The 22,369-nt window shown below is 65.0% G+C and carries 27 protein-coding genes; 15 read left to right on the forward strand and 12 right to left on the reverse strand.

Annotation, left to right across the window (positions count from 1 at the left end; all coding sequences use genetic code 11):
- Window positions 1–81 precede the first annotated feature (81 nt).
- Both CG471_RS15835 and CG471_RS15840 read right to left on the reverse strand, forming a co-directional pair.
- Window positions 82–717 (reverse strand): hypothetical protein, encoded by a 636-nt coding sequence (locus CG471_RS15835; protein ID WP_004208008.1) that lies wholly within the window; start codon window positions 715–717, stop codon window positions 82–84.
- A gap of 94 nt (window positions 718–811) precedes the next feature.
- Window positions 812–2,248, reverse strand: coding sequence for a sigma-54 dependent transcriptional regulator (locus CG471_RS15840; RefSeq protein WP_099232433.1), 1,437 nt, complete (start codon window positions 2,246–2,248; stop codon window positions 812–814).
- Window positions 2,249–2,402: 154 nt separating this feature from the next.
- On the opposite strand from CG471_RS15840, the gene CG471_RS15845 reads away from it, so the two are divergent.
- From CG471_RS15845 to CG471_RS15870, 6 genes are all read left to right on the forward strand, one after another.
- Window positions 2,403–2,528 (forward strand): aa3-type cytochrome c oxidase subunit IV, encoded by a 126-nt coding sequence (locus tag CG471_RS15845; RefSeq protein ID WP_010336245.1) that lies wholly within the window; start codon window positions 2,403–2,405, stop codon window positions 2,526–2,528.
- A 36-nt stretch (window positions 2,529–2,564) separates the two neighbouring features.
- Complete coding sequence (locus CG471_RS15850) at window positions 2,565–3,689, forward strand: NAD(P) transhydrogenase subunit alpha (protein WP_099232434.1); 1,125 nt, start codon at window positions 2,565–2,567, stop codon at window positions 3,687–3,689.
- Window positions 3,690–3,827: 138 nt separating this feature from the next.
- Entirely contained in the window at window positions 3,828–4,184 is a 357-nt protein-coding gene (locus tag CG471_RS15855; protein ID WP_099232435.1) for an endonuclease domain-containing protein, read from the forward strand.
- A 1-nt stretch (window position 4,185) separates the two neighbouring features.
- Entirely contained in the window at window positions 4,186–4,470 is a 285-nt protein-coding gene (locus CG471_RS15860; protein ID WP_004208003.1) for an NAD(P) transhydrogenase subunit alpha, read from the forward strand.
- A complete protein-coding gene (locus CG471_RS15865; protein ID WP_037517256.1) occupies window positions 4,470–5,891 on the forward strand; it encodes an NAD(P)(+) transhydrogenase (Re/Si-specific) subunit beta in 1,422 nt (473 codons plus the stop codon). Before CG471_RS15860 ends, CG471_RS15865 begins: the two co-directional genes overlap by 1 nt.
- 155 nt (window positions 5,892–6,046) lie before the next feature.
- Complete coding sequence (locus tag CG471_RS15870) at window positions 6,047–6,739, forward strand: aspartate/glutamate racemase family protein (protein ID WP_048938777.1); 693 nt, start codon at window positions 6,047–6,049, stop codon at window positions 6,737–6,739.
- An 18-nt stretch (window positions 6,740–6,757) separates the two neighbouring features.
- Here CG471_RS15870 and folP read toward each other — a convergent pair whose 3' ends face one another.
- Both folP and CG471_RS15880 read right to left on the reverse strand, forming a co-directional pair.
- Window positions 6,758–7,882, reverse strand: a complete 1,125-nt coding sequence (gene folP, locus CG471_RS15875) for a dihydropteroate synthase (protein ID WP_099232436.1) — start codon at window positions 7,880–7,882, stop codon at window positions 6,758–6,760.
- Between the two features lie 80 nt (window positions 7,883–7,962).
- Window positions 7,963–9,096 (reverse strand): site-specific DNA-methyltransferase, encoded by a 1,134-nt coding sequence (locus CG471_RS15880; RefSeq protein ID WP_010336249.1) that lies wholly within the window; start codon window positions 9,094–9,096, stop codon window positions 7,963–7,965.
- 288 nt (window positions 9,097–9,384) lie between these two features.
- Here CG471_RS15880 and CG471_RS15890 point away from each other — a divergent pair, with 288 nt between their 5' ends.
- The gene (locus CG471_RS15890) at window positions 9,385–9,723 is read left to right on the forward strand and encodes a helix-turn-helix transcriptional regulator (RefSeq protein ID WP_004207998.1); all 339 of its coding nucleotides are present in this window, start codon (window positions 9,385–9,387) and stop codon (window positions 9,721–9,723) included.
- A 69-nt stretch (window positions 9,724–9,792) separates the two neighbouring features.
- On the opposite strand, the gene CG471_RS15895 is transcribed toward CG471_RS15890, so the two are convergent.
- The 8 genes from CG471_RS15895 to CG471_RS15930 all read right to left on the reverse strand — a co-directional run bounded on the left by CG471_RS15895 (window position 9,793) and on the right by CG471_RS15930 (window position 17,455).
- Window positions 9,793–10,221, reverse strand: coding sequence for a DUF2147 domain-containing protein (locus tag CG471_RS15895; protein WP_037510295.1), 429 nt, complete (start codon window positions 10,219–10,221; stop codon window positions 9,793–9,795).
- 134 nt (window positions 10,222–10,355) lie between these two features.
- Window positions 10,356–11,345, reverse strand: a complete 990-nt coding sequence (locus CG471_RS15900; protein WP_004207996.1) for a type II secretion system F family protein — start codon at window positions 11,343–11,345, stop codon at window positions 10,356–10,358.
- 18 nt (window positions 11,346–11,363) lie between these two features.
- Window positions 11,364–12,362, reverse strand: a complete 999-nt coding sequence (locus CG471_RS15905; protein ID WP_099232438.1) for a type II secretion system F family protein — start codon at window positions 12,360–12,362, stop codon at window positions 11,364–11,366.
- A gap of 62 nt (window positions 12,363–12,424) precedes the next feature.
- Window positions 12,425–13,720: a P-loop NTPase gene (locus tag CG471_RS15910; RefSeq protein WP_099232439.1), complete on the reverse strand. Its 1,296-nt coding sequence runs from the start codon at window positions 13,718–13,720 to the stop codon at window positions 12,425–12,427.
- 1 nt (window position 13,721) lies between these two features.
- Window positions 13,722–14,375, reverse strand: a complete 654-nt coding sequence (locus CG471_RS15915; RefSeq protein WP_004207993.1) for a CpaD family pilus assembly protein — start codon at window positions 14,373–14,375, stop codon at window positions 13,722–13,724.
- Between the two features lie 16 nt (window positions 14,376–14,391).
- Window positions 14,392–15,915 (reverse strand): type II and III secretion system protein family protein, encoded by a 1,524-nt coding sequence (locus CG471_RS15920; RefSeq protein ID WP_099232440.1) that lies wholly within the window; start codon window positions 15,913–15,915, stop codon window positions 14,392–14,394.
- A 1-nt stretch (window position 15,916) separates the two neighbouring features.
- Window positions 15,917–16,930, reverse strand: a complete 1,014-nt coding sequence (cpaB, locus tag CG471_RS15925) for a Flp pilus assembly protein CpaB (protein ID WP_099232441.1) — start codon at window positions 16,928–16,930, stop codon at window positions 15,917–15,919.
- A 51-nt stretch (window positions 16,931–16,981) separates the two neighbouring features.
- Window positions 16,982–17,455 (reverse strand): prepilin peptidase, encoded by a 474-nt coding sequence (locus tag CG471_RS15930; RefSeq protein ID WP_010336255.1) that lies wholly within the window; start codon window positions 17,453–17,455, stop codon window positions 16,982–16,984.
- Between the two features lie 279 nt (window positions 17,456–17,734).
- Between CG471_RS15930 and CG471_RS15935 the strand changes: the two genes are divergently transcribed.
- The 8 genes from CG471_RS15935 (at window position 17,735) to CG471_RS15975 (ending at window position 22,361) form a co-directional block, all read left to right on the forward strand.
- On the forward strand, window positions 17,735–18,082 hold the full coding sequence (locus CG471_RS15935) for a hypothetical protein (RefSeq protein ID WP_099232442.1): 348 nt from the start codon (window positions 17,735–17,737) through the stop codon (window positions 18,080–18,082).
- Window positions 18,079–18,450 carry a hypothetical protein gene (locus CG471_RS15940; RefSeq protein ID WP_099232443.1) on the forward strand — a complete coding sequence of 124 codons (372 nt, stop codon included), beginning with the start codon at window positions 18,079–18,081 and terminating at the stop codon, window positions 18,448–18,450. The genes CG471_RS15935 and CG471_RS15940 overlap by 4 nt, the downstream gene beginning before the upstream one ends.
- Window positions 18,444–19,007: a hypothetical protein gene (locus CG471_RS15945; RefSeq protein WP_099232444.1), complete on the forward strand. Its 564-nt coding sequence runs from the start codon at window positions 18,444–18,446 to the stop codon at window positions 19,005–19,007. Before CG471_RS15940 ends, CG471_RS15945 begins: the two co-directional genes overlap by 7 nt.
- A complete protein-coding gene (locus tag CG471_RS15950) occupies window positions 19,004–19,195 on the forward strand; it encodes a hypothetical protein (protein WP_099232445.1) in 192 nt (63 codons plus the stop codon). Before CG471_RS15945 ends, CG471_RS15950 begins: the two co-directional genes overlap by 4 nt.
- Window positions 19,192–20,511, forward strand: a complete 1,320-nt coding sequence (locus CG471_RS15955) for a PRTRC system ParB family protein (protein ID WP_099232446.1) — start codon at window positions 19,192–19,194, stop codon at window positions 20,509–20,511. The genes CG471_RS15950 and CG471_RS15955 overlap by 4 nt, the downstream gene beginning before the upstream one ends.
- 5 nt (window positions 20,512–20,516) lie before the next feature.
- Window positions 20,517–20,933: a PRTRC system protein E gene (locus tag CG471_RS15960; protein ID WP_099232447.1), complete on the forward strand. Its 417-nt coding sequence runs from the start codon at window positions 20,517–20,519 to the stop codon at window positions 20,931–20,933.
- Window positions 20,934–20,973: 40 nt separating this feature from the next.
- Entirely contained in the window at window positions 20,974–21,180 is a 207-nt protein-coding gene (locus tag CG471_RS15965; RefSeq protein WP_099232448.1) for a PRTRC system protein C, read from the forward strand.
- A 182-nt stretch (window positions 21,181–21,362) separates the two neighbouring features.
- Entirely contained in the window at window positions 21,363–22,361 is a 999-nt protein-coding gene (locus tag CG471_RS15975) for a hypothetical protein (RefSeq protein WP_257211569.1), read from the forward strand.
- Window positions 22,362–22,369: the final 8 nt, after the last annotated feature.

Consider the following 22,369-nt stretch of genomic DNA (forward strand, 5'->3'; position numbering starts at 1 on the left):
GGGCAAGGGGCTGGGCTTCCTGGCAGCGGTTCGGAATGATCGACGCGGACGGAAACGAACGACCGCGCCGAAAGCCGCCGGTCAGTTGCTGGCGTTGGCGGCCGGTGCGGGCGTGGCCGTGGCGCTTGCGCCCTCCGGCGTCTGGGCCTTGGGCGCGAAGATGCGCAGGCTGTCGAGCAGGGCCTGTGCGATCGGCTGATATTGTTCGCTCAGCATTTCGGGATAGACGAAGGTGGCGGTGACGATCGCGCCGTCAGGCTGTTTCAGCAGGCGCAGCGCGACATTATTGCCTTCGCCGTCATTGGCGGTGCCGCGATATTCATTCTCGCCGATGAAATCGCCGTCCACGCCCTCCGCGCCGTCGGACAGCGCCTCGACAATCTGCTGCAGCGTCTGGTCATTGTCATTCTTCTGCCAGAAGACGCGGACATCGGCCCCCGCGCCGGGATCCTGATAGACGACGCCATCGGCATTGCTGGCTTCGCCATCCTTCATCCAGCCTTCGGGCATGGTGACGGAATAGCCATGGTCGATATTCACATAGTTGCGGCTGTCGCCGGCATCATCCTTCTGCGCGTTGGCCAGCGCATTGGCAGCGGCCGCATTGGCGGCGGCGGCCAGTTCCTCCTGGCTCGGCATGTCCGCGACCGGTTCGGCGCGGCCACAGGCGACCAGCAGCAAGAGGGGAGAGCAGGCGGCGAGGAGGGGCGCTTTCATGCCCCGTTCAAAAGCATAGGCGCGGGGATAATTCAACGCCGTAGCGGAACCCCCGCGACAATATGCCCCAGCCGCAGGGCGCCCGGTCCCGCGATCAGGCGGCGTTGTCGATGCCGAGTTCGGCGAGCTTGCGATAGAGGGTCGAGCGGCCGATCCCTAGCCGGCGGGCGACTTCGGTCATGCGGCCGCGATAATGGCCGATGGCCAGGCGGATGACGTCGGCCTCGATCTCGGCGAGCTGGCGGACATGGCCGTCGCCTTCGAACAGGGTGATGCCGGCGGCTTCACGCGGTGGCGTGGCGGCGGCGCGCTGGCGCGGACCGCTGGCGCCGCGCGACAGGATATGGGCGGCGACCTGCGGGAAGTCATGCGGGGTCAGCGCATCGCCCTCGCACAGCACGGCAGCGCGGAACAACGCGTTCTGGAGCTGGCGGACATTGCCCGGCCAGTCATGCTGCATCAGCAGCGCCAGCGCATCGTCGGTGAGGCCCAGGCCCCGCAGACCCGGCTGGGTCGCGATGCGGGCGAGGAGATGGCGGCACAGGGCGGGAATGTCGCCCATACGCTCCCGCAATGGGGGCACGGTCAACTGGACGACGTTCAGGCGATAATAGAGATCCTCGCGGAACCGGCCGGCCTCGATCTCGTCGCTGAGCTTCTTGTTGGTGGCGGCGATGATGCGGACATCGACATGGACGGGGCGGCGCGCGCCGATCGGCTGCACCTCGCCATCCTGAAGCACGCGCAGCAGCTTGACCTGCGCATCGAGCGGCATTTCGCTGACTTCGTCGAGGAAGATGGTGCCCATGTCGGCCGACAGGAATTTGCCGACATGGCGGTCAAAGGCACCGGTGAAGGCGCCGCGTTCATGACCGAACAGTTCTGATTCGACGAGGTTGGCGGGGATCGCGCCGCAATTGACGGTCACCATCGCCTGCTTGTGGCGCGGCGAGGCGGCGTGGATGGCGCGGGCGACGACATCCTTGCCGACACCGCTTTCGCCCTCGATCAGCACCGGCACGCGGGCGCGCGCGGCCTTGGCCGCGATGGCCAGGGCAGTGCGGAACTGGGGCGCGGCGCCGACGACATCCTCGAACGCCAGCGGGGCGCTGATCTTCTCTGTGAGCGGGCGCAGTTCGCCGCGCACATTGCCCTCCAGCGTGGCGTTGAGCGCGGCGAGCAGCCGTTCGGGTGCGATCGGCTTGGAGAGATAGTCGGTGGCGCCCGCGCGCATCGCCTGCACCGCGACGGCGACGCTGTTATGCGCGGTCAGCACCAGGATCGGCAGGGCGGGGCGCTGCGCATGGATGTCGCCGATCAGGTCGGCCGGATCGAAATCCGGACTCCATTGATCGATCAGGACCGCGTCGAGCTGCATGCCGTCCTGCGTGCCGAGCGTGGCCAGGGCGGTTTCGGCATCGCTGGCGAAGATGGTCCGCCATCCCGCGCGCGCGGCCAGCGCGGCCACCAGCCGGCGCTGCGCGGGCTCGTCGTCGATCAACATCAGCAAGGGAACGCCTTCGCGAACCATCTGGACCCCTCTTGTGCAAACAGGAGGTCATCCTAGGCGCCGGGGGTAAAAGCGCCCTTAACCTGTAAAGATTTTCTTGTGCCCCTACGGCTTGAGGGGGGTGGGGGGACAGGATAAGAGGTTGCACAACGATGTAATAACTAGGGGAACGGATATGGCTTCTGACGGGAACATCCAGAGCGCAACCCAGACCTATGAAGGGTTTGTCGGCTTCGTGAAGTGGGGCACCATTGCCTGCCTCATCGTCGCCGCGATTGTCGTGCTGCTGATCTCCAGCTGAGCCATGTCGACGCTATAGGAGGGGGATGCTGATATAATGAAAATTGCGATATTGAAGGAACAGGCTGCGGGCGAACGGCGCGTGGCCGGTACGCCCGAGACCGTGAAGAAATTCATCGCGCTGGGCGCAAGCGTGGCTGTCGAGGCCGGCGCTGGCGCGACGGCGTCGATTGCCGACGACGCCTATGTTACGGCCGGTGCCAGCGTTGGCGATCGTGCCGCGACGCTGGCGGGTGCCGATATCCTGTTGGGCGTGCAAGGCCCCGATCCGGCCAGCCTTGGTGGCGCTGCGGCGGGGGCGTGGATCGTCGCGGGCCTCAACCCGTTCGGCGAGCGGGCGCGGGTCGATGCCTATGCGGCCGGTGGCTATGAGGCACTGGCGATGGAATTCATGCCGCGCATCACCCGTGCGCAGTCGATGGACATCTTGTCGTCGCAGTCGAACCTGTCGGGATACAAGGCCGTGCTGGACGCGGCGGCCGAATATGACCGTGCTTTCCCGATGATGATGACGGCGGCGGGCACCGTGTCGGCGGCCAAATGCTTCGTCATGGGCGTGGGCGTGGCCGGCCTTCAGGCGATCGCCACCGCGCGGCGGCTGGGCGCGCAGGTGAGCGCCACCGACGTGCGCGCCGCGACCAAGGAGCAGATCGAATCGCTCGGCGCCAAGGCGATCTTCGTGGAGAAGGTGGCCGGCATCGAGGGGGAAGGCACCGGTGGCTATGCCACGGAAATGTCCGACGAATATAAGGCGGCCCAGGCCGAGCTGGTGTCGTCGCACATTGCCAAGCAGGACATCGTCATCACCACCGCGCTGATCCCTGGCCGGCCTGCGCCGCGCCTGATCAGCGACGCGCAGATCGCATCGATGAAGCCGGGCAGCGTGATCGTCGACCTGGCGGTCGAGCAGGGCGGCAATGTCGAGGGCGCGGTCGCCGGCGAAGTGGTCGTGCGCCACGGCGTCAAGATCGTGGGCCATCGCAACGTGCCCAGCCGCCTGGCCGCCGACACCTCCGCCCTGTTCTCGCGCAATCTCTATAATTTCCTGTCCGCCTTCTGGGACAAGGACAAGAACGCGCCGGTGCTGGACGAGGAAATCGGCAACGCCATCCGCCTGACCCAGGGGGGCAAGGTCGTCAACGAACGGCTGCTGGCAAGCTGATGCGGGCCATGGTCCCCATCCTCCCCTGCAAGGGGAGGGGGACCAGCCGCAGGCTGGTGGAGGGGTATCGCCCTGTCATGAGAGGGACACCCCTCCGTCTGGCTTCGCCAGCCACCTCCCCTTCCAGGGGAGGATGACGTGCTGCAAGGGCAGGCGAACAGGGCACGGCAGTTGCGCAAGGCGATGTCGAAGCCGGAAGTCCTGCTCTGGCAGATATTGAGGCAAAGGCCGCAAGGTCTGAAATTTCGCCGTCAGCACCCGTCCGGTCCCTATGTGGCAGACTTTTACTGCCATGAGGTGCGGCTGGTGATCGAGGTGGACGGCGAAGCGCATGCAAGAGGGGATGCGCCGATGAGGGATGAGCAGCGCGACTGCTGGTTTGCGGAACGGGGATTGTCCGTTCTGCGTCTGCCGGCCGCCGCAATCATGAATGATAGGGACAATGCCGTAGCCGCGATCCTGGCCAGGGCAGTCGAAACAAGTGGGGAGGACTAGAATGGACTTCATTGCCATCCTGTCGATTTTCGTGCTGGCGTGCTTCGTCGGCTATTATGTGGTCTGGTCGGTGACGCCCGCGCTGCACACGCCGCTGATGGCGGTTACCAACGCCATTTCGTCGGTCATCATCGTCGGCGCGCTGGTCGCGTCGGCGGAGGCCGGTAGCCTGGCGGCCAAGCTGCTGGGGCTGGTCGCGGTGGTCTTTGCATCGGTCAACATCTTCGGCGGCTTTGCCGTGACCGAACGCATGCTGGCCATGTACAAGAAGAAGGAGCGCAAGTGATGCACGAGCTTGCGCCCGTCTCGCCCTTCGTAGCGCTGGCCTATCTGGTTTCCGGCGTCCTCTTCATCCTGGCGCTGCGCGGCCTGTCGAGCCCGTCGACCAGCCGTCGCGGCAACCGCATGGGCATGGTCGGCATGGCGATTGCCGTGGTCACGACCCTCTATACCCATGATGTGCTGAGCCTGCCCGAAATCCTGGGCGCCATCGCCATCGGCGGCGGCATCGGCTTCATCATCGCCCGTCGCATCGAGATGACGGCGATGCCGCAGCTGGTTGCGGCCTTCCACTCGCTGGTCGGCCTAGCCGCCGTGCTGGTCGGCGCGGCCGCCTATCTCAATCCCGGCGCGTTCGGCATTCTCGATCCGCTGACGAACGAGATCCACAATGCCAGCCGCATCGAGATGGGGCTGGGCGTCGCGATCGGCGCGATCACCTTCTCGGGGTCGGTCATCGCCTTCCTGAAACTGAACGGCAATATGTCGGGCAAGCCGATCATGCTGCCGGGCCGCCATGTCATCAATCTGGCGACGCTGGCGGCGATCCTGGGCCTGATCGCCTATTTCGTGACCGACCAGTCGCCCTGGATCTTCTGGACCGTGACGGCGCTGAGCTTCGTCATCGGCTTCCTGCTGATCATCCCGATCGGCGGCGCGGACATGCCGGTCGTGGTGTCGATGCTGAACAGCTATTCGGGCTGGGCCGCCGCCGCCATGGGCTTCACCCTGGGCAATACGGCGATGATCATCACCGGCGCGCTGGTGGGCAGTTCCGGCGCGATCCTGTCCTACATCATGTGCAAGGCGATGAACCGCAGCTTCATCAGCGTGATCGCTGGCGGCTTCGGCGCGGAAGCCGGCCCGTCGGGCGGCGGCGCGGCAGCGGTCGACCGTCCCTACAAGCGCGGCAGCGCCGAGGATGCGGCCTTCCTGATGAGCCAGGCGGACAATGTCATCATCGTGCCCGGATACGGCATGGCGGTCAGCCAGGCGCAGCATGCGCTGCGCGAAATGGCCGACCTGCTGAAGAAGGAAGGCGTGAACGTCAAATATGCGATCCATCCGGTCGCAGGGCGCATGCCCGGCCATATGAACGTGCTGCTGGCCGAAGCGAACGTGCCGTATGACGAGGTGTTCGAGTTGGAGGACATCAACAGCGAATTCGGCCAGGCCGACGTCGCCTTCGTCATCGGCGCCAATGACGTGACCAATCCGGCGGCCAAGACCGACAAGACGTCGCCCATCTATGGCATGCCGATCCTGGACGTCGCCAACGCCAAGTCGGTGCTGTTCGTGAAGCGCTCCATGGGCGGGGCCGGCTATGCCGGCGTCGACAATGAGGTCTTCTATATGGACAATACCATGATGCTGCTGGCCGACGCCAAGAAGATGGTCGAGGAGATCGTCAAGGCGCTGGCCCACTAAAGAGACCCGATCCACCCGCGCCGGATCGCCCCGTCGACGGGGCGGGTAGATCGTCCTGACTTGTCGAAGCCGGCATCTTTCGTAAAAGAAGGGCTGGGGCACCGACATGCCCGGCCCGCACGGGGCCGGACAGGCGCCCCCATATTGGGAGCGACATGCGTAAACTTGGTCTGATTGGTGGTCTCAGCTGGACGTCCACCGCCCGCTATTATGAGATCATCAACCAGGCGATCCACCGGGCCAAGGGTGGCCAGCACAGTGCGCGGCTGCTGATCGAGAGCCTTGATTTCGCACAGGTTTCCGGCTGCATCACGCAGGAAGACTGGGATTGCGCATCGGGCCATCTGATCGGCGCGGCCCAGCGGCTGGAACAGGGCGGGGCCGAAGCGCTGCTGATCTGTGCCAATAGCATGCACCGCATCTATGACCGGATCCAGGCGAGCATCGCCATTCCCATCATCCACATCGCCGATGTCGTCGGCACGCGGATGAAGGCCGACCGGATCGATCGCGCCGCCCTGATCGGCACGCGCAACGTGATGACCGAGAAATATTATCGCCAGCGGCTGGTGTCGCACGGCGTGTCGCTGCTGCCGGCCGATGTCGCGCTGGCCGAGCGGATCGACCGGATCGTCTATGACGAACTGACCGTCGGCAAGATCAACCGCGATTCCGAGCGTTTCATGAAGTCGGAACTGACCGACATCGCCAAGGAGGATGTGCAGGCGGTTGTGCTGGCCTGCACCGAACTGGAGATGATCGTCGACGTGAAGGCCAATGTGCTGCCGATCTACGACTGCACCGAAATCCACGCCATGGCGGGCGTGGAGTTCATTCTGAGCGAATAAGGGCGACCGGGCGCGGTGTCAGACCGCGCTCAGCCCCGCATCGGCCAGGCCCCGCCACAGATGGAGCGCCTGGACGCTTTCCTTGACGTCATGGACGCGCACCATCTGCGCGCCCAGTTGCGCCGCGTGGAAGGCGAGGGCGACCGAGCCGCCGAGTCGGTCTGGCGCCGGTGCTTCGTTCGACAGGGCGCCGATCAGGCGCTTGCGGCTGCCGGCAAAGAGCAGCGGCACGCCCAGCCCCTGGAAGGTGGCGAGGCCGTTCACCAGCGCCAGATTGTCCGCCAGGCTCTTGCCGAAGCCCAGGCCCGGATCGACCATGATCTTCTCGCGCGCGATGCCGGCGTCGAGGCAGGCGGCGATGCGGGCGTCGAGATAGTCGAATACGTCGGTGACGACATCGGCATAGCCGTTGGGATTGTCGTGCGGATCGTCACCGGCGGAAGGGGCGTGCATCAGGATCACCGGACAGCCGGCGCGGGCCGCGACCTCCAGGCTGCGGGGATCATGTTCCAGCGCGCTGACATCGTTGATGACATGGGCGCCGGCGGCCAGCGCCGCCTCCATCACCGCCGCCTTGCGCGTGTCGACCGACATGGCGACGCCGGCTGCGGCCAGTTTCTCGATCACTGGCACGATCCGGGCGATCTCGTCGCCTTCCCAGAGCTTGGGTGCCTTGGGCCGGGTGGATTCGCCGCCGACATCGATCAGCGCGGCGCCGGCCGCCGCCATGGCAAAGCCGGCATCGGCCGCGGCCTGCGGGTCGGTCATATGCTTGCCGCCGTCGGAGAAGCTGTCGGGCGTGATGTTGAGGATCGCCATCGTCTGGGGCGCGTCGAAGCGGATGACGCGATCGCCAAGGCTGAGCGGCGCGCGCTGGGCGGAGATGTTGGTTGCGAGCTGGCGGGCACGCTCGGCCAGCGGATCGGGCAGGGTGGCGGTGATCGCCTCGAACGCGGCGACCGGGATGGTTTCGCGGGCGATGCGGCGGCCGGCATGGCGCGCCGTCAGTTCATAGGCCTGGAACCAGATCAGCCCATTGCCCATCCGCGCCGCCGATCCATCCGCCAGGCCGATCGGGCTCGGCACGAACCAGATCGGCTTGAGGTAGAGCCGGGCGTCAGCGGGGATGGAGGAGAGGGTCATAAAGCTCCGTTCGCCCCGGACGGGTGGGGGCCATGTCTTGGAAGAACTATGGCTGCCTCAACCCGAACGGGGGACGGAAATCAAGGCTCGTTGGCGAGCAGATAGGTCTGGCGCAGCGTGTCGATCGGGTGGAGCTTGCCCGCCTTCTCGATATGCCAGAAGGTCCAGCCATTGCAGCTTGGCGCGCCCTGAAGCGTGGCGCCCAGCTTGTGGATCGAACCGGTGTCGCTGCCCACGGCGAGCGAACCATCGGCGCGCACGGTGGCGCTCCAGCGGCGCTTGCTGTCCATCACCACCGAACCGGGCTGAAGATAGCCGGTTTCGACCAGCGTGCCGAAGGCGACCTTGGGCTGCTGGCGTGCGGTCTGCATGATGGCGAGCGCGGATTCATCGAGCGGCAGCGCCTCGGCAATGCGTTCCTCGGCAACTTCGATATAGTCGGGCTCGCGCTCGATGCCGATCCACTGGCGGCCCAAGCGCTTGGCGACGGCGCCGGTGGTGCCGGTGCCGAAGAAGGGATCGAGCACGATGTCGCCCGGCTTGGTGCAGGACAGCATTACCCGATAGAGCAGCGATTCCGGCTTCTGCGTCGGATGCGCCTTGGTGCCGTTGCGCTTCAGCCGCTCCTGGCCGCCGCAGATCGGCAGCACCCAGTCGGAGCGCATCTGCAGCTCGTCATTGAGCGTCTTCATCGCCTTATAGTTGAACGTGTACTTCGCGTCCTCGCCCTGGCTGGCCCAGATCAGCGTCTCATGCGCGTTGGTGAAGCGGGTGCCCTTGAAATTGGGCATCGGGTTCGCCTTGCGCCAGATGATGTCGTTGAGGATCCAGAAGCCCTCATCCTGCAAGGCAGCACCGACGCGGAAGATGTTGTGATAGCTGCCGATCACCCAGATCGTGCCATTGGGCTTGAGGATGCGGCGCGCCTGCGCCAGCCACGCTTTGGTGAAGCGGTCATAGCTGCTGAGCGTGTCGAACTTGTCCCAGTCATTGTCGACCGCATCGACGCGGCCGCCCTCGGGGCGGAACAGGTCGCCGCCCAGCTGAAGATTATAAGGCGGATCGGCAAAGATCATGTCGATGCAGCCGTCGGGCAGCTTGGCCATTTCCGCGATACAGTCACCGCGCAGCAGGCGGTTTGCCTCGATCGCCGGTGCCGGCGCGAGCGCAACCGCCTTCTTCCGCCGCGGTGCGACGCGTTCCATGACACCCATGTGTGCAACCCCCATATGTTTCGTCCATCAGCACTGAGTCCTCAGGAGTCTGCCGTCAAGGTCAGGGATTTAGCGCTCATCCCTGTCAGGATTGCGAGGATGGTGGAGAACGAAGCGGGTAGCCACAACATATTGAGTCATGCGAGTCGCGGGAGACTCATCATCGGGTGGTGTGACTCAAAAGACTCAGCGGGAAGGCGGTTCGCACTTTTTTTCGTTAATGGCGCGGCCGAGTCGAAAATCATCCTCCGCTTGACCAACTCATAACCAGATGATTATGAAATTTGCATGACGGAAGTGAAATTCAGAGGCGATCTTGGAGCGAACAGCGATTCACTCTTCAAGGCGCTGTCCGACGGCACGCGACGTGCCCTGCTGGAATATCTGGTGCGCGAAGGGGAGCAGAATGTTGTCGCGCTGACTGCCGTGGCCGGCGTGTCGCAACCGATGGTGTCGCGCCATATGGGCAAGCTCAAGCGCGCCGGTCTGGTGACGGCCCGGCGGACGGGGCGCGAAACCTGGTTCGCGGCGCGGACGAAGGGACTGGGGCCGGTGGTGCAGTGGATGGCGATCTATGGTGCGCTCTGGTCGCAGCGCTTCACGCCGATGGAACATGCCGGGGATTGAACGGGAAACTGCTGACAGGGAAAGGGGCGCCATTGGCGCCCCTTTCGGTTTTCCAGGCTGTGCGCGGGATCAGCGCAGCGGCGTCCAGGTCTGGGTCTTGCAGAAGAAGGCGATGCAGCCCTGCACCTTGAGCGTGCCGTCGCCATTGCGGCTGACCTTGGACGTATAGCTCTTGCCGCTTTCCGGGTCGTAGATCGTGCCCTTCCAGATATCGCCGGCATCGCTGAAGCCCGACAGGAGGGCAAGGCCGACCAGCGGCTTGGAGCGCAGCGCCGGATCGGGGTTCTTGATGTCGGTCTGGGGACGGCCGGGCGTCGGCTTCACGATCTTCTCGATCTTGCCGCAGATGCTCTTTCCGCAGGGTGCGATCTGGACGATCGCCTTGCCATCGACGGTCGACCAGCGGCCGGTGATGGGCTGGGCCGCATAGGCGGGCAGGGCGGTGGTGAAGGCGGCCAGAGCGGCGATGGCGACGCGAGCGCCGGTCTTGATGGTCATGATGCGATCCTCTCCTTTTGGGTTGAGGGTGAGAATAAGGGAGGAAAATGCAGCGCGCCAGCGCTTCGCTTGCAGTTTACGGAAACGGAAAGAGGGGACGCTACGGCAGCGCCCCCTCCTTGCCCTGAAATTTTTTAGAAAGCCGTGCTGATCGAGCAGGCTGCCGGACCCAGGATGACGACGAACAGGGTCGGCAGGATGAAGAGAATCAGCGGCACGGTCATGATCGCGGGGAGGCGGGCGGCCTTTTCTTCCGCGCGCATCATGCGTTCATGGCGGAACTCGGCCGACAGCACGCGCAGCGCGGAGGCGAGCGGCGTGCCATATTTCTCGGTCTGGATCATGGTCGTGACCACGCCCTTGACCGCGTCCAGCTTCACGCGCGTGGCGAGGTTTTCGAAAGCCATGCGGCGTTCGGTAAGGAAGCTGAGCTCGATCGCCGTCAACTGGAACTCGTCGCCCAGTTCGGGATAGGCGCGGCCCAGTTCGCGGGCGACGCGGCTGAAGGCGGCGTCGACGGTCAGACCGGCCTCGGCGCAGATGACCAGCAGGTCGAGCGCATCGGGCAGGCCCTTGCGGATCGCGGCGGAGCGCTTGGCGATCTTGTTGTCGATGAAGAGGTCGGGGGCCTTGTAGGCGAGCAGCAGTGCGCCGGCGAAGGCCATGAAGCGCTTGGCGCCGCCCCATTCGGGATAGATGCCCACGGCATAAAGCAGGATCGCAGCAGTGCCGCCGATCAGGATCGGCATGATCATGCGGCCGAAGATGACGGCGACGGCCCAGTCCTTGGACCGGATGCCGGCCTGGGCCAGGCGGATCTGGGCGTCCTTGAGCTGATCGTCCTGCAGCACCTTGAGGCTGGTCAGGAAGGACCGCATCTGGTCGGTCGTCTGGTTCTTGTTGACCAGCTTGGCGCGGCGCTTGGCGGTCGAGGCGGTGATGCCGGCCTTGAGCTGTTCGCGGCGTTCGTTGAGCGCCTTGACACGCTTGGCCATCGGATCGCGCACGGTCATCACCGCATAGAGCGCGTAGAGGGTGGCAAGCGTGGCCAGTGCGGCGAGCAGCGTTCCGAAATCGGTCGCGGTCATGCCGAACAGGGTGCCGGTGGGGGTAGGGGCGTCCATATCTCTATCCGTTCCCCGTCAAATCTCGAAGTTGATCATCTGGGCCATGATGAAGGCGCCGATGGCCATCCAGCACATGCCGCCAATGCCGACGACCTGCATGGTCGAGAGCCCGAAAATGCCCGCCGGATCGGGGGTGAAGAAGGGGCTCATATAGCCAAAGTTGATGTAGCAGATCATGCCGAACACGAGGAAAGGCAGGACGCCGATGATATAGGCCGACGCCTTGGATTCCGACGACATGGCGCGGATCTTGAGCTTCATCTGGGCGCGCTGGCGCAGCACGGTGGCGAGGTTCTGCAGCGTTTCGGCGAGGTTGCCGCCGGTTTCGCGCTGGATCGCCAGGGTGATGACGAAGAACTGGAATTCCGGCGTGCCCAGGCGATCGGCGGTTTCCTGCAGCGCCTGGTCCATGCTCTTGCCGATCTTGATCCGTTCGGTGATCAGCTTGAATTCCTCGCCGACCGGGCCGGGGATTTCGCTCGACACGATGCCCAGCGTCTCGCCGACCGGCAGGCCCGAGCGCAGGCCGCGGGTCAGCAGTTCGAGCGCGTCGGGGAACTTGGCGTTGAATTGATGGATCCGCTTGTTGATCAGGCGGCCAACCCACAAATGCGGCAAGGCAAGGCCTGCCGCCAGCCCGACCATCAGCGCGAGCAGGAAGGGAAAGCCGCGCATCAGCAGGAACAGGGTGGTCAGCAGGAAGACCACCGCACAGGACGTCATATATTGGCTGAGCGTCCATTTCTTGCCGGTCATGCGGATGCGCTTGGCCAGATTCTCCGGATTGGGGATCAGCGAGACCAGCATCTTGGCTTCGTTGCCGGTCGCCCGAGTGGAGATGGCCTTGCGCATGCGCGCTTCCATCATCGCCTCGGTGGAATCGCTGTGACGGCCCCGGATCAGGGCGACACGGCGTTTCTGCGCCTTGTCGGGCGAGGGGCCGGCAAAGGCAACCACGACCAGGCCAAGCATGGTCGCGATCAACACCAAGATCAGAAGGAAATTGCCGTCCATTGCTCGCCCGTTCCCCGTGCGTGAATATGGCTGTGCGCGGCCGCCCTGGAGCGGCCCGCGCGTCAGCCTTCCAGTGCCGTCGCCTTGTCCTTGCGGCGCGACGGGATCATGCTCTTGAAGTCGCCGATCTTGCCGAGCAGGGAATCCCCCTTCCTGGCTGCCGACTTGGCGCCCGGATTATCGGCTTCATCGCCGGCCAGACCCAGAACTTCGTCCATCATGGCGGTGCAGGCGGCGCCGACCTTGCTGCCCTTGGCGGTTTCCGCCAGCGTCTTGCCGAGCTTGGCGGCCTGGGCCGCGATGCGCAGGTCGAACGGCACGATCACATCGACCTTGCGTTCGATCGACTGTTCGAAATCCTTGCGGCTGATTTCCGGTGCGCCGGGATGGACGCGATTGGCGACCACCAGGATGCGGGCCTGCGGTGCATTCGACTTGAGCCAGGACAGGATGCGGATCGTGTCGCGCGCCGCCGCCAGGCTGAGTTCGGTCACCACCACCGCGACATTGACGTCGGTCATCAGGTGTGTGTGCTGGATCAGCATGTTGCGCGGCAGATCGATGATGCTGCATTCGAACGCCTGACGGAACTCCTCCAGCAACTGGTAGAAGGCGCCGCCGTCGGTCATCATCGGCTGGTTGATCGGCGCTTCGGCCGACAGGATGGCCAGCATGTCGCTGGCGCGGACCATGGCGCGCTCGATGAACAGGCCGTCGATGCGGCTGGGATTCTCGATCGCGTCGGTCAGGCCACGGCCCGGTTCCAGATCCATCGCCAGCGCATTGGTGCCGAAATGGATGTCGAGATCGAGCAGCGCGGTCGGGCGCTTCTTCTTCTCGCTCAGCATCCAGGCGAGCGATGTCGCCATGCTGGATGCGCCGACGCCACCACGGGTGCCGACGACGGCAACCGTCATGTGCGGGCGTTCCGGCCCGGCGTCGCGCGGGGCGAGGAAGACGGCCTGGGCCTGGGCCAGTGCGTCGCGCAACTGGTCTGCGCCGAAGGGCTTGAGCAGATAGTCCTGGATGCCGCTGGCGACCAGATCACGATAAAGGCGCACGTCATTGACCTGGCCCGCCGCGATCACGACGGTGCCGGGTTCGCACACTTCGGCGAGGCTGTTGATGTCGTTCAGCGGATCGCCGCTTTCCGACATGTCGACGAACAGGATCTGCGGGCTGGCGGTGATCGACAGGCTCTGCACCGCATTGCGCATGCCGCCCTTGTTCACCTTTTCCGGTGCCCAGCCCATTTCGGAGGCGACCGCACGGAGCAGGTCGAAGCTGTGGTCGTCGCAGACGAAGGCGTGGAAGGGGTCGCGCTGGCCCACGGAACCATGTTTCCAGGGTGCGTTCATCTTACTGGCCTCCGTTCGAGAGCTGCTTGAGGTCGCCCGAGCCGGTCGGCGCCTTGTCGCGATAGGTGGAAATGGCGCGGTTCGAGGTCGCGGTGCGCAATTCGCTGTCCGTGCTCTGGCCTCGAACCAGATCTTCGGGATCGGCAACCATTGCCGCCAGATTGCTGTTCACGCCGCAGCCGAAATTGGACGACGCGCCCAGGCTCATCGGCGTTTCGGCCTTGTTCGACCAGTCGGGGCAGCCGGGAACCGACGCGGTGGTGCGGCGGACGACCAGACGGATGGTGCCTTCGGGGGCGGAGCCGGCGGCGGCCGAACTGTCCTGGCCCAGCAGCATGCCATGGCGGGCGACGACATTGGCGATGTCTTCGCCAAGATCGGGGCTGTAATAGCCGGCGTCAGTGACGATCGCGACCTGGTCGCCATAGCCAAGCTTGATCGTGGCAAACCAGTCGTCGAGGCGCGCGGCCTCGGCGGGCGCGAGGCGAGCGCCGCCGGCCTGCACGTCGAACGTGTAGCTGGCATAGCTGACGACCGGCTGATGGACCGAGTCCACGCCGCGATTGACGCTGTCGGTCGAGCAGGCCGCCAATGGCAGCGCCAGCAGGGCGATGGCGCCGAGGCGGACGAGGGTCTTGCGGGAGGTGGAAGTCATGTCTTTCGTCCTTCCGTCAGAAACTGAAGCCGGGGGTCGCGCCGCCCGACTTGCCGGACGAGCGATCTTCGTCGCGGGCGGCCAGCGCGGGCGCCGCGATCGATGCCTGCGGGCCGGGCGTGGGCGCCACGGGCGAACCGGGTGCGCGGGTCGGCATATTTGGCTGCGCTCCGCTGACGCCGTCATGCATCTGCTGCAGGAACAGGCCCTGGCCGACATTGGCGTTGCGGAAGCCATCGGTCGGCAGGCGAATGTCGGACGCGTTGACCGGCTTCACCAGATAGGGGGTCACGACGATCACCAACTCGGTCTCGTTGCGCTGGAAGCTGCGCGACTTGAACAGGCTGCCCAGGATCGGGACATTGCCCAGGCCCGGCACCTTGTTGACGTTGTTGGCGGCTTCATTGTTGAGCAGGCCGGCGATCATGAAGGCCTGGCCTGAACCCAGTTCGACGGTGGTTTCGGCGGTACGGCTCTTGAGTGCGGGCACCGAACTGCTGACGCTGAAGTCGAGGCTCGACACGGTCGGGCGGACGCGCAGCGAGATGCGACCGTCGGCAAGAACCGTCGGGGTGAAGGCCAGTTGCACGCCATATTGCTTGAACTGGATGCTGTTGCCCGACGAGGGGCCGTTATTGACCGTATAGGGATATTCGCCACCGGCCAGGAAGCTGGCGGTTTCGCCCGACAGGGCGGTCAGGTTCGGCTGGGCCAGGGTACTGGCCAGGCCGCTGGATTCTGCGAGGTCGAGCGCACCGGCAATGTCCATGCCGAACAGGCGGGCGACGCCGCCAAGGCTGTAGGAGCCATCGACGGGAGTCGTGAACGACCAGCTGTTGTTGGCCGAATCATAGCTGGCGAAATCACGGCTGCCGCCACCGATGACGCCGCCCAATTTACCGCCACTATTGTCCTGGCTGGTGAAGTTCGTGCCGATCTTGTGGCCGACATCCTTGCTGACTTCGGCGATCTTGACCTGAAGCATGACCTGAAGCGGGGTCGCCATCAGCAGGCGGCTGACGACGGTCGTTTCCTTGCCGACGAAGGCCTGGGTCAGGCGTTCGGCTTCGGCCGCGTCCTCGGGCGCCTTGATCGTGCCGGTCAGCAGCACCATGCCGTTCATCTTGTTGACGGCGATATTGGCACCCGGCATCGCCAGGCGCAGCATGTCGTCGATGGTGGTCAGGTTGTTGCCGACGCGGACCGTGCCGGAAAACAGCACCTTGCCATTGCCGGCCGTCACGAAGACGGTGGTTTCGCCCGGCTTCTTGGCGATCAGATAGAGCTGGTTATTGGTCCGGACATGGACATCGACAACGTCGGGGTTGGCGATGACGACGTCCGACATCTTGGCCGGCAGGTTGACGACCTTGCTGCCGCCGACCGACATCAGGATCGCATTGTCCTGATCGGCTGCGGGGGCGGCGTTGAGCGCCGTGGTCGGCGCGACGACCATGGCAAGCGCCAGGCCGAGCGCGATCGCCGGAGCGGCGAGCGGACGGGCCGCCTTGTGCCGCGCGAGCATCTGGTAAGCGTTCATCTTACTTCCCCCCGACCGGAACTTCGGTCACATTGGTGCCGCGGGCAATGCGGACGGTCGGCCCCTTGAAAACGGCCGTGCCGACCGGTGCGCCACCGGGTGCTGCCATGGCGGGCATGCCGGCATTAGGCTTGGCCGGGACGCTGCTGCGCTGGTAGCGCGACACGTCGGCGCCCGTGGAATAGGTGGAACCGCGATCGACCGGGCGGGCCGCGATCTTGGCAATGATCGACTTTTCCGAACCCGGATTGGTGCCATCGGGCAGGTCGACGTCGGAACCGGCAATGGCCGCGTCAAGGTCCGATGCGGTGTCGGCGATCGAGCGCAGCGACAGCGACAGCGAGCCGATGGTCTGCGACACGGCGAGCTTTTCGGCGATCTTGGGCGTCACTTCGACCGTGACGTTGGAATAGGTCTGGACGACGGGCTTGCCATCGGGGCCCATGGCGTCGGTCCGCTGGTCGGTGGCGAGCACGCGCAGGTTGCGCAGGATCGTTTCCGAAACCTTGAGCGGGGCGCCATCGCCGCCGCCGGAAACCGTCTGGGTCAGCACCAGGTCGATGCGGTCGCCAGGGAAGACGAAGCCGGCAACCGCATTCTGGGCCGAGACCGGCACGGTGACGGCGCGCATGCCGGGGCCGAGCGCGGCGGCCAGGAAGCCGCGGTCACCCGGACGGATGACGGCGCCCTGGGTCAGCGGCTGGCCGGCGGTGATCGCGTTGCGCACGACGCTGCCTGCAAGCTTGAGCGGATCGGCCTGGCCCTTGAGATAATAGGCGGCCTCGATCAGATCCTTGGGCCAGGGCTGGAAGCGGAAGCTTTCCGCGTCCAGGATGGTCCCCACCGGCAGGGCCTTGGTCGCCACCAGAACATGCGGCTGGTCCGCCTCGTTCGGCATTGCGGCCGCGTTCACCTGCGGCGTAGATGAAGAACTCAGCATGCTGCGCGCAAGCAAGGCTGTAGTGACCGCTATGATTAGCGCCCCCACCAGCAGCACGATCTTCTTAGCATCCATGACGAAACTCGCCTTTCTCAAATGGGCGGCCTGCCCCCAGGGGCCCAATCATCACGCAAATTGGTTAAGATATCGTTCGCCAAGTAACCAAAGGGCGGCGATCGATATGGCTACACCGTAGGGTATTTCGGGTTGGCCCTGCTTCCGGCGGAGGCGGTGGTGGATCACCGTGACGATCGTCACGGCCCCACCCAGAATCGCCATCAGCGTCAACAGGGTCAGCACCGCCTGCCACGGAAACCACAGCGCCAGCGCGCCAAGCAGCTTCACATCGCCCCCGCCCATCATGCCGAACGCGAACAGCGCGGCGAACAGGACGAAGACCAGCAGGCCGACCAGCAACTGCACCGCCATGCCCGGCCAGAGCGGCAAGCCGCAGGCGATCCACCATAGTGGCGCCAGGGCGGCGACACCCAGGTTCAGCCGGTTGGAGATGATGCGCGCGCGCAGGTCCGTGATCGCGGCTGCGATCAGCAGAATGCCCAGTGCGGCGATCAGCGCCAGTCTGAAATATTCCCCCAACATGAGGGTCAGGCACTAGACCATATGGCTTACCAAACCTTTACTAAGAAGGCCCGAATTTTCGGGGTTTCCGGCGCATTCTGCGCAAAACACCCCTGATATTTGTCAATATGATAGGGTCTGGCTTTCAAACTTTTTGGGCCTGCGCGGGTGCCTTCGGAGGGCAGTTGATCCGGGTCTAAACACCGCCTTTCCGTGCGAAAGCGCGAGCAAAAGCGCGGAACAGCAGGTGAACGATGGGGCCTTTGCGGTCCCGATGCGGTCCCAGATTGGGGCCGCGGCATGACCGACCGCCTCTTCACCAAGCCGCAGCTCAAATACGCCGGCCGGATGGATCGCTATGATGATCCGGCCTGGCTGATCTGGTCGAACAAGCGGAAATGCTGGTACCGTCCGGACAGCCGCGGCTACACGACTGACATCGCCGACGCTGGGATCTACACCAAGGCGGAAGCCGCGATCCATTACGACGGTCCGGAGATACCTCTCCGACTTCGCGATACCGAGCCGTTTCCTCTCAGTTCGGTCCGCCGCCTCATCGATCTGTGCGAGCGCGATGTCGCGCGCGCCTATGCTTCGCAAATGGCATACATCGCTCGCCTTCGCGAGCAGATGGCGGTGGCGGCATGAACGACCTCCTGCATGTGATCCAGCATTCGCTCGGCGTCGATGAGTTCGGCCGGGGCGAGCAGCACCGCAACTATTTCGTCACGGGCGAAGGCTCCACGGATCATCCGATCTGCATGGAGGGCGTCGCGCGCGGGCTGATGGAAATTCGGCGCGCCAAATACGAGCTCTACGGCGGCGATGATGTGTTTGCGGTGACGGCGGCGGGCAAGCAGTGGATGGCCGAGAACAGCCCCCAGCCGCCCAAGCTGACGCGTAGCCAGGAGCGCTATCAGGCGTGGCTGGAGCAGGACAGCAGCGAGAGCTTCGGCGATTACCTGCGTCGGCTCGCGCGGAAGGCCAAAGCCCAACGCGGAGAGCTGGTATGGTGAAGATCGCCGCCCATCACATCGCGGGGACGCCGGAGCATCGCTTCTCGTCCATGCTCCATTCCAACCCCGATTACACGCCCACCTGCGCATGGCCTGATGACTGCATGGTCCAGTGGGGCCATGGGCTCGTGCCAGCCGTGCCGTTCTTCGAAGCGTTTCCCGTCGGTACGTTCATTCGTGGCGAGGGCGAGACGATCGCGGCGGCCGAGCAGCAGGCCTTCGAGAAATATCAGCGCGACCTGGCGTGCGATCATGTTTGGGGGCGGCATCGCCAGGGTCGAAGCACCTACATCAATGGCGCCGCCTTCTGCCGCAAATGTGGCGGGTTCCGGGGCAGCATGTTTCGCCCGATCATCGTGCTCGGGCACATGCGCAAGCCGCTCAGCAATTGGGAGCGCGATTGGCTCGACGATCTCGAAAACGATCACGAGATGAATGCCCACATGGACCGGAAATATCCGGCTGACGCCCCCGGCCGCCGCCAATCCGCGCGTGTGCTTCGGATCCGCCTCAATTTGTTCGGCGCCGCGCCGGCAACCGGGGAGGCAGCGGCATGAGGGGCAACGCCATCAACATGCTTCGCCAGGCGGCTCGCGCGATCGATCCGAACGCCATCGGCGCCTACGACCTCATGCTGGAGCAGCTGAGCCTGCATCTGGCTGACCTGCGCGACGGCAAGCAATCCTGGGCGGAATTCGCGGAATTCTACTGCCTTACCGAACGCGACAGGAGACCATCCGCATGACTGACACCGTCCTAAAATTCGCGACCACCATGTCGCTGTCCCGCATCAAGCCCGGCCAGAATCCGCGCCGCTATTTCGACCAGGCCAAGCATGACGATCTTGTCGCGTCGATCCGCCTTCGTGGCGTCATCCAGCCGTTGCTCATTCGCCCGGCTCCCGGCGCGGAGGGCGAATACAGCATAGTTGCGGGTGAGCGGCGCTATAAGGCGGCGAGCGAGGCCCTCGGCGCCGACGCCGATGTGCCGGTGCTGATCCGCGAGATGACCGATCAGGAGGCGCTGGAAGCGGCGATCGACGAGAACGACAAGCGCGATGATGCGTCGGAGACGGAGCAGGCCGACGCCGCGGTCCGTGTCCTCGCCGCCTGCCAGGGCGATCGTGCCGAGGCGGCGCGACGGCTGGCGTGGTCGCCGTCCAAGCTCGATCGGCGCCTTGCCCTCGCGAACCTTGCCGAGCGGGTGAAAGCTGCGCTCGACGAACGCATGATCAAGGTCGGTCATGCCGAGCTGCTGGCGGCGGTGCCGAACGACAAGCAGGAGAAGGCCCTCGACACGATCCTGATCAACAGCCTCAGCGTCGCGAAGACGCGCGAGCTGCTGATGCGGGTGACGCAGAGCCTTGCCGGCGCGCAGTTCGACAAGGGGGAATGCACGACGTGTCCGTTCAACTCTGCCTCGCAGCGTGCCCTGTTCGCCACGCACGTCGACGACGGCTATTGCACGAACCCCGGCTGCTTCCAGCTGAAGACGGAAGCGGAGGCCGCAGCGGTGGCCAAGGCTGAGGGCAAGCCCGAGAAGATCGCCAAGGGCGCCGCCGTCCCGGCCGCTGATGAGGTGGTTACCCCCGCCGCTGCGCCGCCGGCAGCGCCAGCCGCCTCCGTGACGAAGCCGGCCAAGGTTGCGCCACCCGCCAAACCGGCGCCGAAGGTCGCCGTCACGGCCGATAAGATCATCGGGCTTGCCACCGTGCAGCGTCACAACGCCTGGCGCGCCGCCTTGATGCAGGCGGTCGAAGGCGATCCTGATGTTGCCGCGGCGTTCGACGCGTGCCTGCGCGATGTGTGGCGGGTCGATAAGGCGTTCCTTTCCCGCTTCGGCAAGGATGAGCTCAAGTTCATCGCGCAGGAATGCGGCCTCGTCGATCACATGGGAGCTAAGGCCTTTGCCAAGCTGCTCGACGCGCCGCTCAACAAAATCATCGACGGCATGTTGAACGCCACCGGCTTCAGCTGGGCCGGCCGCTTGCCCAGCGCGATCACGCTCGACGGCAAATACAGCCCGCCGCCGGCCGCCCGCGCATTTTCCGAGAAGGACTGATCCCGATGCTGATTACCAGCCTGTTGCCGCTGCTGTCCCGCTATTCGCTCGGCCTCGACCTCGTCGCCGGTCCGGACGGCGCGGTCACCATGACCATCATGCCCCGGAAGGCCGAGGGCAGCGCCCACAAGCCAGAGGGCGGCGAGGTCCGGCCGATATCGATCACGGCCACGGCCGCAGAAATCGACGCCGAACTCGCGAAGGGGGAGGGCGGCGCCCTGGGCGAGCTCATCGCGGCCCGCAAGGCGCTGGGCGATCAACTGGCCGAGCAGCGTGAGGCGGCTGAAGCCGCGAAAAAGGCCGTGCCCAAGCCCAAGCCGGCACCGGCCAAGGCCGCGCCGCCGGCGGCTCCGAGGGCCGAGGCGCCCGCCGCCCCGCCGGCAGAGCCTGCGCCGGGTGAACCGGCCAGCCTGTGGGACTGACCCACGCCAGCTTTCAACCACCATCTGCCGGGAGGCACCAATGCAAATCAACCATCTGACCCGCGTCTATCGCTATGACGGGATCGATCTTCCGATCCCGCCGCACCTCGCCAGTGATCCCCAGGGCCTGCGCGCCTATCACGCGTCGCTCTACCCCGCGATCCTCAACGCCGAAGCCATCGACGCCGGCGTGTCGGGTACCAACCATGTCACCGAGTACCGGCGGGCCGTCGGCACCAAGGGCTGACATGCCGCCGAAGAGCGCGGCCATCCCGGCCGCCCCCCGGAAAACCCTTCTCGAATGGATCGAGCATGATGGCGACCAAACCGATTTTACCAAACCCGTCTGTAGCGACCCGGACAAAGCCCTCTATGCGCGCATTCTCGTCCCGAACGAGGGCAGGGCGCACGAGCCGCTCCAGCCGCCCCATGGACTTGCTCTCGCGCCCCTCGGCTGACCTGCCAGGCCGTGCGGTCGGCATATCGCCCGACGTGCCGGCGATGTTCGACGTACCCCTGGCCGCGCATCACAAGCTGATCGGCCGCTGGGTCGAGACGATCGTCCCGTCCGATAGCATCTGCACCCGGCATGAGGCGCGGGCGCGGATCGAGCGCACATTCAATGATGCCGTGCTCGACATCCTCAAGCCCTTCGACATAGTCGATCTCCGTGCCGTCGTGCTCATAGGCGACGATGTGCTGCCGCCCGCGCTCGTGCTGATCTGTGACGGCCTTGGCCAGATAGATCTCGGATGGATCGAGAAGAGCAATGTCCTACGGGAGACGGTTTTCGCGAACGTTGCGCCACTCGGCTGGCGTGCTGCCGCCTACAAGGAGCTCGTCAGTACACTGAACATCGCGCTCCCGGTGTCCCACTACGATGATCTGTTTGATGCGGTCTCGATGTACCATTGGGAAGGCGAGGTGACAGACGAAGGCGCCCGCGCTGCCTTGGTGGAATGGTTCTGTCAGGATGGCGACGAGGTCGATGAGGAAATGCTGCCGTCGGCGATGAACGCGCGCCGGCCTGACTGGATGTTGGCTGCGAACGCCGCGCCCCTAAAGGATATGCCGCCCGCTCTTGCGAACAGGATCCGCGCATTGCGCAAGGCCCACGCTGCGTTGAAGGCGCACGACTTCGATAATGGCGCGTGGCAGCTCGATCTGGAGCTGCTCTGGAAATATGTGCCCGACTACAGGGATCGCCCTAGCGAGCCGCCTCTTACGCTCGTCCCATTTGATCAATTCGCGCGTGAGCTCGATGAAATCAATCGGCCCGGCATGGAGCAGGGATTCCTGGACGTCGCTGGCTTCTGTCAGCTCGACGATGCCGACAAGGTCGGCGCGTGGTTCGCCTCCCTGAAACTCGGCGTGAAGTTTCTGCTCGCCGCCCAGGACCTCCTCAACTTCGACCCAGCCGGTCTTTGAGGCATCGC

Source organism: Sphingobium sp. IP1, assembly GCF_002708645.1.
GTDB classification, from domain to species: domain Bacteria; phylum Pseudomonadota; class Alphaproteobacteria; order Sphingomonadales; family Sphingomonadaceae; genus Sphingobium; species Sphingobium yanoikuyae.